Raw genomic sequence first — 8,653 nt, forward strand, 5'->3', positions numbered from 1 at the left:
CAGCCAGGACGACCTCAAGGCCCTGCTGCCGCAAGGCATGTCAAAGAACAACCCGGTCTAAGCCAGTTCACTGATGTCTACTTGATGACCGCTCGCCTGAAAAGGTGGGGTTGTCTGGACGGTTACGCCCCAACGACGTGCTGGCGCGCATCACCGCCCATAACAGGGGGCCGGATGCCGCTCCCCTGCATGTGCTGCCCACCCTGTGGTTCCGCAATACCTGGTCGTGGCCCGATGGTGGTGACGTCCCGGAGTTGCGCGGCGGCACCGAGGGCGGTCATGCGGTGATCGCCGCCCGGCACACCGACGCGCTGTTCCTGGAAAGCCTGCCCCACTGCACCCTGCGTTGCGAGGGAACCCCGGAACTGCTGTTTACCGGCAACGACACCAATACCAAGCGCCTGTACGGCACGCCCAATGCCCAGCCCTACGTCAAGGACGGCATCAACGATTGCGTGGTGGCAGGCATCCGGAATGCGGTGAACCCGGCCCCGGAGGGCACCAAGGCTGCGGCGTGGTACCGGCTGCACGTCCCGGCCGGGGGCAGCGCCACCATTCGCCTGCGGCTTACGGCCGACGGGGTGCCTCTTCCGGCGGACCCCTTCGGCGCCGGGCACGATGCGGTGTTCGCCGCGCGCCAGCACGAGGCGGACGAATTCTACCGGGCCATCACCCCGCCCTCGGCGGGAGAAGACGAGGCCCTGGTGCTGCGCCAGGCCCTGGCGGGCATGTTGTGGTCCAAGCAGTACTACTACTTCGACGCGTACAAGTGGCTGGAAGAGCACCAGGCGCACCCCCTGCTGGGGCAGCAGCGCCAGCAGCGCAACCGCGAATGGTTCCACATGGTCAACGACCACATCATCTCCATGCCCGACAAATGGGAATACCCGTGGTACGCGGCGTGGGACCTGGCCTTCCACGCGGTGGCCCTGTCCACGGCCGACCCGGAATTCGCCAAGGGCCAGCTGGACCTGATGCTGCGCGAAATCTACATGCACCCCAGTGGCCAGTTGCCCGCCTACGAATGGAACTTCAGCGACGTGAATCCCCCGGTGCACGCCTGGGCCACCCTGTTCCTGTACCTTACGGAAAAGGTCCTGCACGGGCGGCAGGACGTGGAATTCCTGAAGCGCGCCTTCACCCGGCTGGCCCTGAACTTTACCTGGTGGGTCAACCGCAAGGACCGCGACGGCAACAACATTTTCGAGGGGGGCTTTCTGGGGCTGGACAACATCGGCGTGTTCGACCGCAGCGCGCCGCTGCCCACGGGTGGCCATCTGGAACAGGCCGACGGCACGGCGTGGATGGCCTTCTTCTGCCAGAACATGATGGAGATCGGCGCGGAACTTACCGTGCACGATCCGGTGTACGAAGATTTCTGCGCCAAGTTCGTGGAACATTTCCTGTGGATCGCCATGGCCATCAACCGGCCGGACGGCAACGGCCTGTGGGACGAGGAGGACGGCTTCTACTACGACCTGCTGCGCCTGCCGGACGGCACCTCGCAGCGGCTCAAGGTGCGCTCGCTGGTGGGGCTGCTGCCGCTGTGCGCCGTAACCGTGGTGGAAGAGGAACAGCGCGCCCGCATGCCCAGGGCCACCGCGGCCCTGCACACTCGCCTGGCCCGCATGCCGGAACTTCTGGGCTACATCCACGCCACCGGCCCAGGCCACCTGGGATGCGCCAACCGGGGCATCATCGCCCTGGTGAGCGAGGAGAGGTTGCGGCGCATACTGGCCCGCGTGCTGGACGAGAACGAATTTCTTGGCCCCTACGGCATTCGCGCCCTGTCGCGCCATCATCTGGACCACCCGTACCTGTTCCGCGCGGGGGGGCAGGAATACCGGGTGGGCTATCTGCCCGCGGAATCGGACAGCGGCATGTTCGGAGGCAATTCCAACTGGCGGGGGCCGGTGTGGATGCCGGTGAACGTGCTGATCGTGCGGGCGCTGCTGTCATACTACATGTACTATGGCGACAGCTTCCGCATCGAATGTCCCACCGGATCGGGCGTGCTGATGAACCTGTACGAGGTGGCGCGCGAGCTGGCGGCGCGGCTGACGCGCACCTTCCTGCGCGGGCCGGACGGAGCGCGCCCGGTGTTCGGCGGGACGGAGAAGTTCCACACCGATCCCCACTGGCGTGATTGCCTGCTGTTCTATGAGTACTTCCACGGTGACAATGGTGCGGGCATTGGCGCCAGCCACCAGACCGGGTGGACCGGCCTGGTGGCCAAGCTCATAGAACTGTTCGGCCTGTTCGACCCGCAGGCCCTGTTGAAGGGCGGCAAGCAGAAGGGCTTCAAGGCCGGAACGTGACCGACCCGGCGGAATGGGACCTGTGCCAAGCCTTGGGCAGGGGCTGGGCAGGAGCCGGGAATTGATCAGGACCGGATTGGGGGCCGGGCATCGTCACCATGGCGATGTCCGGCCTTTCCGTTGTCGTGCCTTTTCCGCAAGGCGAGGTGCCTTTTCGAGTTGGCGGCTGGCCCCACACGTGCACAGGGCACATCCTGTAAATACGGCATGTTGGCAATCGGACCGCCATGGTCCCGATCTTGCTCATGTGGTGAGTACTCAGGCCGCGCATGGCGCGCGGCCCGTGGCGGGGGGGGGCTCCCCCGCTTCGGAAGCACGCCGGCGGCCCTGCCACATGTGGCCGCCGGATGGACACCGTACCCTCACTGCGCAAGGAGATTCACATGGCACAAAAGCGCTGGCTGACCGAGGACAAGCTGGCCCTGATCATGGGGCTGTTCCTCTTCCTGCTGGGCACGCTCAACTTCGCCGGGGTGGACGCCCTGGGCTGGAGCGTGAAGACCAACGTCTGGGTTAGCCCGGACCAGATTTTCAGTTCCGCCACAGGCACCTTCAAAGGCATGCCGGGCTACGTCTGCCTGCTGCTGACCTACCTTTTCGTCACGGTGTTCCTGTCCGTGGGGGTCAGGTTCCTGGGCGGTGACGTGCCCAAGTTCATCAAGTCGTTCACCGTGGTCTTTTTCGTCAGCGCGGGCTGCTATGCCGCCGGGCACTACGCCGTCATCGCCGCCACCCCCAACCAGGTGGCCAAGCTGGGCATTCCGTGGGCCATGGGCCTGACCGGCGAGGCGGGCTTCATCATCGCGCTGGTGCTGGGCATCGTCATCGGCAACTTCACCCCCGGCCTTGCCGCCGAACTGAAGGAAGCCCTGCGCCCGGAAATGTACATCAAGATCGCCATCGTCATCCTGGGCGCGGAACTGGGCGTGAAGGCCGTGGACGCCCTTGGCCTTGCCTCTTCGGTCATTTTCCGAGGGCTGTGCGCCATCGTCGAAGCCTACCTGATCTACTGGGCGCTCGTGTACTACGTGGCCAGAAAGCACTTCAAGTTCAGCCGTGAATGGTCGGCCCCGCTGGCCTCGGGCATTTCCATCTGCGGCGTGTCGGCGGCCATCGCCACCGGCGGCGCCACCCGCGCCCGCCCCGTGGTGCCCATCATGGTGTCGTCGCTGGTGGTCGTGTTCACCTGCATCGAAATGCTCATCCTGCCCTTCGTGGCGCAGTGGGGCCTTTCGTCCGAACCCATGGTGGCCGGTGCCTGGATGGGCCTGGCCGTCAAGAGCGACGGCGGCGCCATCGCCTCCGGCGCCATCACCGACGCCCTGATCCGCGCCAAGCTGCTTGCCGACACCGGCGTGCAGTACCAGGAAGGCTGGATCACCATGGCCGCCACCACCATCAAGATCTTCATCGACGTGTTCATCGGCATCTGGTCGTTCATCCTGGCCATGGTGTGGAGCGCGTTCATCGACCGCAAGGAAGGCGAACGCATGAAGTTCAGCGAAGTGCTCGACCGTTTCCCGCGCTTCGTGCTGGGCTACGTGATCACCTTTTTGGTCATGCTGGCCCTGTGCGCCAGCGGGCCGGAACTGCTGAAGTTCGGCAAGGCCACCATCGCGGGCACCAACACCTTCCGCGGCCTGTTCTTCCTGATGACCTTCTTCACCATCGGCCTCGTGTCCAACTTCAAGAAGCTGTGGGCCGAAGGCATCGGCCGCCTGGCCGCCGTGTACGTGGTGTGCCTGTTCGGGTTCATCATCTGGATCGGCCTGTTCATCTCGTGGCTGTTCTTCCATGGCGTCATGCCGCCTGTCGTCTCGTAAAGGCGACAGCCCTCAAGGCAACCTGAACGAACGATTCCGAACCGTTGCGCCGCGCCCGGCGCGGCATACGCACAAGGAGCTTGACCATGCAGCTTGAAGAAAACAAGATTGCCGAAGAAATCCAGAAGATGGAGTACGAGCCGCTTCTGCCCGTGGAAAAGAAGCTCATCGCCTGGAGCCTGGCCATCGGGGTCGTGTCCCTGGTGGTGCTCTACTGGGTGAGCGCCGTCTTCTTCCCCGCCGCTCACGGCGCCGCCTAACCGCCATCCCCCCCTCCCGCCGCGTTCCGCGTCCGCCTGCCCGGCAGTCGGATTGGCGACCGGGACGCGGCGGGGGCATCGGAACACCGCATGTCGCACCCCCTCCACGGCAAGATCCAGCACAAGTTCCTTCTGGGCCTTGCGTGCATCTTCCTGCTGCTGGGGGGGGTGTTCCTCTTTTCGCTCAACCTGCACCTGCGCGAGATGCTGCACATCGAGGCCGAGGCCAAGGCGGAGCTGGTGTTCTCGCACGTTTCGTCCCTGCAGCAGTATGTGCGCGACACCCTGCGCCCCTCGGTGCGCGGGCATATCCCGGACGAGGACTTTCTGCTGGAGGCCATGAGCACCTCCTTCGTCACCCGCAAGGTGTTCGTGGAGCTGAACGGCCAGCGCGACCAGTACCTGTACCGCCGGGTGTCCATGTCGCCGCGCAACCCCGATTCGCAAGCCAACGAACTGGAGCGCGAGCTCATCACCGGCTTCCGCAACAACGGCGCCCTCAGGACCCTGCGCGGCTACCGGGTCATCGACGGGGTGGAGCACTACATCCTGGCCCGGCCCGTGTATTTCGAGGCTGACTGCATGTACTGCCACGGCGATCCGTCGGACGCGCCCCGCGTGCTCCTGGACCGCTACGGCGCCGTGCGCGGCTTCGGCCACAAGAACGGCGATCTCGCGGGCATGGACTTCGTGGGCATGCCCGTGGACAGAAGCGTGCAGCAGGTGCGCGAGGCCATCACCCTGTTCGGCAGTTCGTTCTACGCCGCCGCCGCCGGGGTGTTCCTGCTGATCATCATCTTCTTCAACCGGCTGGTGGTGGCCAACCTGCGCCGCCTGACGGGCATCTTCCGCCAGAACTTCCAGAGCCCCGGCGACAGGAGCATCCTGAACCGGCTGGACGAGGGCGACGAGATCAACTCGCTCATGGAGGCCTTTGGCGCGTTCGCCACGCACCTGCGCGAGGCCCGAGTGAAGCTGGAGGACTACGCCGCCAACCTCGAGGACAAGGTGCGCGAGCGTACCGAGGACCTCAGTCTGGAGGCTTCGGAACACCGCACCGACGTGGAGCTGTTCGTGGACCTGCTGGGCGACCTGAACAGCAGCCAGAGCCATGCGGAACTGCTGAAGGGCGCGCTGCCGCGCATCGCTGCCCGCTTCGGCGCCAGCCGGGCCACCTACCTGTGCGCGCCCATGGGGCGCGAGCAGTACGCCTGGCCCACGCCTCCCGGCCCCGACGACGCCACCCGCATGCCCGAAGACTGGCTGAGCGTGGTCAACGCCCGCCAGGTGCGGGTGGAACCGGGCCGGGTGCTGGTGCCGGTAAGCACGTCGGACTTCAGCCGGGGACTGATGGCCCTGTACTGGGAGAACGGCGGCACGCCGGACCTGACGCCGGAAGTGCTGCTGGCCCTTGGGCAACAGCTGGGCATCGCCATCGAGAACCTGGACGCCATCGACGCGCTGCTGCGCCAGAACCGCCTGCTGGAGCTCATCTTCGAAGGCATTTCCGACCCGGTGCTGCTGGTGGAGGAAGGCGGCACGGTGGTGCTGGCCAACACCTCGGCCCGGGCGCTGGCCGATGGGGTGCGCCCGGGCGCGCGCATCGGCACGTGGCTGGGGTCCATTTCGGAAAAGGCCCTGGCCGACGGCGACCTTGCGGCGGCCATTGCCGGGTGCGACCCGTCGAACCTGGAACTGGAACTGCCGGGGCCGCGCGTCATGGCCGTGAGCGTGTACCCCCTGCGCGACGGCGGCGACATGGGCCGCGCCGTGGTCTACCTGCGCGACACCACGCTGGAGCGGCGCGTGCGTGCCCAGATGCAGCAGAGCGAAAAGCTGGCCGCGCTGGGCCAGCTGGCCGCGGGCCTTGCCCACGAGATCAACAACCCCCTCGGGGTCATCAACTGCTACGCCCAGCTGTTGCAGAAGACCCAGAAGGATCCGCAGGCGCAGGAAGACCTGGAGGTCATCGTGCAGCACACCCAGAAGGCCCGCCTGGTGTTGCAGGACCTGCTGGGGCTGGCCCGCGCCAACCGGACGCTGACCGGTCCGTCGGACCTGAACGCCGTGCTGCGCGACATGGCCCAGATATTCCGCGTGCAGCTGGAAAGCGCGGGCGCGGACATCGAACTGGACCTTGCGCGCGGGTTGCCCCGCGTGGCGGCGGACACCACCTCGCTGGAGCAGATCCTGACCAACCTGCTGGTCAACGCCATCGACGCCATGCCCCCGGGCAAGGGGCGCATCCGGGTGCGCACCGAACCGCTGGTGGCCGTGGAAACGGGGCCGGATGGCGGCACCGGGAGCGCGGCATGCGGAATCGGCAGGACAGGTGGGGCAGGGGGCTACGTGCGCCTGACCGTGTCCGACAACGGCCCCGGCATCCCGCCGGAGAACATGACCCAGATTTTCGACCCGTTCTTCACCACCAAGGAAATCGGCAAGGGCACCGGACTTGGCCTGACCGTGGTGCACGAACTGCTGCGCGACCTGGGTGGCATGGTGGAAGTGACGGGCGAGGGCGGGGCCACCTTTGTCATCACCCTGCCCGTGGCGCTCGATGTGCCCACGGTACCCGAATCTCAGGATCCGGACGGTGGAGACGACGCCACGTGCGCCAATCGGTCCACTCTTGAAGGAGACTCCGCATGAGCCTCGCATCAACCCCGTGCTGCGGCAGTGTGCTGGTGGTGGACGACGAGCGCGTGTTCGCCGTGGGCCTGGCGCGCCTGCTGTCCACCCAGTTTCCGGACTGGACCTTCGACGTGCGGTGCAGCGGCGAGGAAGCCCTTTCCGCCATTGTCCACGGCGACTATGCCGTGCTGGTCACCGACCTGCGCATGCCCGGCCTGTCCGGCCAGACCCTGATGCAGGAGGCCCTGGCCCAGGACCCCGCGCTGACGGTTATCATGCTCACCGCCTTCGGCTCGGTGGAAACGGCGGTGGCCGCGCTGAAGCAGGGCGCCTACGACTTTTTGACCAAGCCCATCGACCAGGAGCACCTGTTCCGGGTGGTGGGCAAGGCCATGGAGCGCGGCGTGCTGCTGCGCGAAAACGGCCGTCTGCGCCAGAAGGCCGCCGACGGCGACCTTGGCCCCATGCTCATCGGCAAGAGCCCGGCCATGCAGCGGCTGCGCAAGTCCATCGCGGCGGTGGCCGCGTCGGACTACACGGTGCTCATCCGGGGCGAATCGGGCACCGGCAAGGAACTGGTGGCCCGGGCCGTGCAGTCGCTCAGCCAGCGGGCCGACGGACCGTTCATCCTGGTCAACTGCCCGGCCATTCCGGACGCGCTGCTGGAAAGCGAGCTGTTCGGCCACGTGAAGGGGGCCTTCACCGGCGCGGACAGGAACCGCAAGGGCCTGTTCATGGCGGCGGACAAGGGCACCATCCTGCTGGACGAAATCGGGGACATTCCGGCCTCTGTGCAGAGCAAGCTCTTGCGGGTGATCCAGGAGGGCGAGGTGCGCCCCGTGGGCACCAACGAGGCCCAGCGGGTCAACGTGCGCATCGTGGCCTCCACCAACCGCAACCTTGAAGCCAAGATCGCCGACGGCAGCTTTCGCGAGGACCTGTACTTCAGGCTCAACGTGCTGACCATCAACGTGCCCCCGCTGCGCGAGCGCATCGAGGACATTCCCCACATCGCCTCGCACTTCCTGTTCCGGGTGTGCAACGAACTGGGCGTGCCGGAAAAGGAATTCTCCAACGAGGCGCTGTCCTACCTTTCGTGCCGCCCGTGGCCGGGCAACGTGCGCGAACTGCTGAACCTGGTGCGGCGCGTGGCCGTGTTCTGCCCCGGCGAACGCATCGAGGGGGCCTTCATCCACCGCATGGAACACGGCGCCGATACGGAACCCGAATGCGGGGCGGGCTTTTCGCCCTACAAGGACGCCAAGCAGGTGGCCGTGGACGAATTTACCCGCAGCTACGTGCACCGGCTGCTGGAGCACACCCACGGCAACATTTCCGAGGCCGCGCGCCTGAGCGGGGTGGAACGGTTCACCCTGCAGAAGATCCTGAAACGCATGCACATCGACACGGCGGACTACCGCAGGGGGTAGCGCCATGGGAGAACACGACATGGAAACCGCAACCACCGCCGGGGTTGGCGCCGCCAACCGCAAGGCTTCCACCCCTATCGCCCGCGACCCGGAACTGGACCGCGTGCTGCAAGGGCTGCTGGCCATGCTGCGCGAGGGCGAACGCGACCGCCTGCGCGCCCGCATCGAGGCCGCCGTGGCCGCAGAGG

General features: G+C 66.4%; 5 protein-coding genes. All 5 read left to right on the top strand.

What is annotated here, in order from left to right:
• The first annotated feature begins 110 nt into the window (after positions 1–110).
• The 5 genes from FVW27_RS01925 to FVW27_RS01945 all read left to right on the top strand — a co-directional run bounded on the left by FVW27_RS01925 (position 111) and on the right by FVW27_RS01945 (position 8,465).
• Positions 111–2,318, top strand: a complete 2,208-nt coding sequence (locus FVW27_RS01925; protein WP_243838151.1) for an MGH1-like glycoside hydrolase domain-containing protein — start codon at positions 111–113, stop codon at positions 2,316–2,318.
• 383 nt (positions 2,319–2,701) lie between these two features.
• Entirely contained in the window at positions 2,702–4,141 is a 1,440-nt protein-coding gene (locus FVW27_RS01930; RefSeq protein ID WP_167122275.1) for a putative sulfate exporter family transporter, read from the top strand.
• An 86-nt stretch (positions 4,142–4,227) separates the two neighbouring features.
• On the top strand, positions 4,228–4,401 hold the full coding sequence (locus FVW27_RS01935; RefSeq protein ID WP_012613207.1) for a hypothetical protein: 174 nt from the start codon (positions 4,228–4,230) through the stop codon (positions 4,399–4,401).
• Between the two features lie 90 nt (positions 4,402–4,491).
• Positions 4,492–7,053 carry a c-type heme family protein gene (locus FVW27_RS01940; protein ID WP_167122277.1) on the top strand — a complete coding sequence of 854 codons (2,562 nt, stop codon included), beginning with the start codon at positions 4,492–4,494 and terminating at the stop codon, positions 7,051–7,053.
• Positions 7,050–8,465 (top strand): sigma-54-dependent transcriptional regulator, encoded by a 1,416-nt coding sequence (locus FVW27_RS01945; RefSeq protein ID WP_167122279.1) that lies wholly within the window; start codon positions 7,050–7,052, stop codon positions 8,463–8,465. The genes FVW27_RS01940 and FVW27_RS01945 overlap by 4 nt, the downstream gene beginning before the upstream one ends.
• The last annotated feature ends 188 nt before the right edge of the window (positions 8,466–8,653 follow it).

The sequence above is a fragment of the Nitratidesulfovibrio liaohensis genome, assembly GCF_011682075.1.
Classification (GTDB): Bacteria; Desulfobacterota; Desulfovibrionia; order Desulfovibrionales; family Desulfovibrionaceae; genus Cupidesulfovibrio; species Cupidesulfovibrio liaohensis.

Excerpts from the sequence above, each read along its gene's own strand:
- FVW27_RS01940 (WP_167122277.1), top strand. The coding sequence starts at position 4,492 with ATGTCGCACCCCCTCCACGGCAAGATCCAGCACAAGTTCCTTCTGGGC.
- FVW27_RS01935 (WP_012613207.1), top strand. The coding sequence starts at position 4,228 with ATGCAGCTTGAAGAAAACAAGATTGCCGAAGAAATCCAGAAGATGGAG.
- FVW27_RS01930 (WP_167122275.1), top strand. The coding sequence starts at position 2,702 with ATGGCACAAAAGCGCTGGCTGACCGAGGACAAGCTGGCCCTGATCATG.
- FVW27_RS01945 (WP_167122279.1), top strand. The coding sequence starts at position 7,050 with ATGAGCCTCGCATCAACCCCGTGCTGCGGCAGTGTGCTGGTGGTGGAC.